Raw genomic sequence first — 1,780 nt, 5'->3', positions numbered from 1 at the left:
GGGTTGGTGTTGGGTGCGGTGACGGTCCTCCGGGGCCTTGTTCGTGGACTGCTTCGCTTTACGTCCACGAACAAGGCCCCTCCGGTCCGTCCCCTCCCGTTGTGGTGTGGGAAAACGGTGCGTGGGGGCGGATGCCGGTGGGCGTCCGCCCCTTCGTCGTGCGAGGAGGCCGGGGGGCGGGCAGGCTCGGGCTATGAGCGATGTGGGGCTGGGGTCCGCGCAGGGGCGGTGGGTTCTGCTGACCGCTGTCCTGGGGTCCGGGATGGCGATGCTGGACAGCACCGTCGTCAATGTCGCACTGCCCCGGATCGGGCAGGATCTCCACGCCGACCTGGCGGTTCTGCAGTGGACGGTGACCGCCTACCTGCTCACCCTGTCCGCGCTGATCCTGCTGGGCGGGGCGCTGGGCGACCGGTACGGACGGCGGCGGATCTTCGTCATCGGGGTGGTCTGGTTCGCCACCGCCTCGCTGCTGTGCGGGCTGGCGCCGCACGCCGGGGTGCTGATCGCCGCCCGGGCGCTGCAGGGGGTCGGCGGGGCGCTGCTCACGCCCGGTTCGCTCGCCCTGATCCAGGCGGTCTTCCGGCCGGGCGACCGGGCCCGGGCGGTCGGTGCCTGGTCGGGGCTGGGCGGCGTGGCCGCGGCGATCGGCCCGTTCGTCGGCGGCTGGCTCGTGGACGGGCCCGGCTGGCGCTGGGTGTTCTTCGTGAACGTACCGCTGGCGCTGGTGTGCGTGCCGGTGGCGCTGCGGCACGTCCCCGAGACCCGGGAGCGGGACGCCGGCCGGCGCGGCGGGTTCGACGTGGCGGGCGCGGTGCTGGGCGCGCTGGCGCTGGCCGGGGTGACGTACGCGCTGATCGCCGCGCCGGGCCGGGGCGCCTCGCCCGGCGTGGTCGTCCCCGCGGTGGCCGGTGTGCTGCTCGGGGTGGTCTTCGTCCGTGTCGAGGGGCGGCGGACGGACCCGATGCTGCCGCCCGCGATCTTCCACATCCGCCTGTTCTCCGCGATCAACGCGGTGACGGTGTGCGTCTACGCGGCGTTCAGCGGCTTCTTCTTCCTGGCCGTCCTCCAGCTCCAGGTCGTCGCGGGCTATTCGGCCCTCCAGGCCGGTGTCGCCCTGCTGCCGACCACCGTGCTGATGCTCCTGCTGTCCGCCCGCTCCGGTGAACTGGGCCAGCGCATCGGGCCGCGGATCCCGCTCACCGTCGGGCCGGTGTTGTGTGCCGCCGGGATGCTGCTGATGATCCGGGTCGGCCCGGGCGCCTCGTACGCCGCCGACGTGCTGCCCGGGCTGGTCGTGCTGGGCATGGGAATGGTGACCCTGGTCGCGCCGCTCACCTCGACCGTGCTGGCGTCGGTGGACGTGGACCGGGCCGGTCTGGCCAGCGGCATCAACAACGCGGCGGCCCGGGCCGCGGGCCTGGTCGCGGTGGCCGCGCTGCCCCTCCTGGCGGGCATGGGCCCCGAGGCGTACCGCTCGGCCGACGAATTCGCCGCCACCTTCCGCCGCGCCATGCCCCTGTGCGCCGCCGTCCTCCTGGCCGGCGCCCTGATCGCCTGGCTCACCGTCCGCCCCGCGCCCCGCCCCCCGACCCCACCCGCCCAGGAACCCTGCCACCCCGAATGCACCTACCACTGCGGAGTGGCCGCCCCACCCTTGGACCCAGGTGACCAACCAGCCGAGCCACGACGCCCACCCCCACCCACCGTTTCCCATCCCCCAACGGGAGGGGACGGGCCGGAGGGGCCTTGTTCGTGGACGTAAAGCGAAGCAGTCCAA

At 74.1% G+C, this 1,780-nt stretch carries 1 protein-coding gene; it reads left to right on the top strand.

Annotated features, from left to right (window positions below):
* Window positions 1-193: 193 nt before the first annotated feature.
* Complete coding sequence (locus ACFV1J_RS40295; protein ID WP_385866980.1) at window positions 194-1,765, top strand: MFS transporter; 1,572 nt, start codon at window positions 194-196, stop codon at window positions 1,763-1,765.
* The last annotated feature ends 15 nt before the right edge of the window (window positions 1,766-1,780 follow it).

This window comes from Streptomyces sp. NPDC059649, from assembly GCF_042734445.1.
Lineage (GTDB): Bacteria > Actinomycetota > Actinomycetes > Streptomycetales > Streptomycetaceae > Streptomyces.
Note: the sequence above shows the minus strand (reverse complement) of the source record. Positions and strands in the feature narration are given on the sequence as shown.

Coding starts and splice junctions, on each gene's coding strand:
- ACFV1J_RS40295 (WP_385866980.1), top strand. CDS start 194: ATGAGCGATGTGGGGCTGGGGTCCGCGCAGGGGCGGTGGGTTCTGCTG.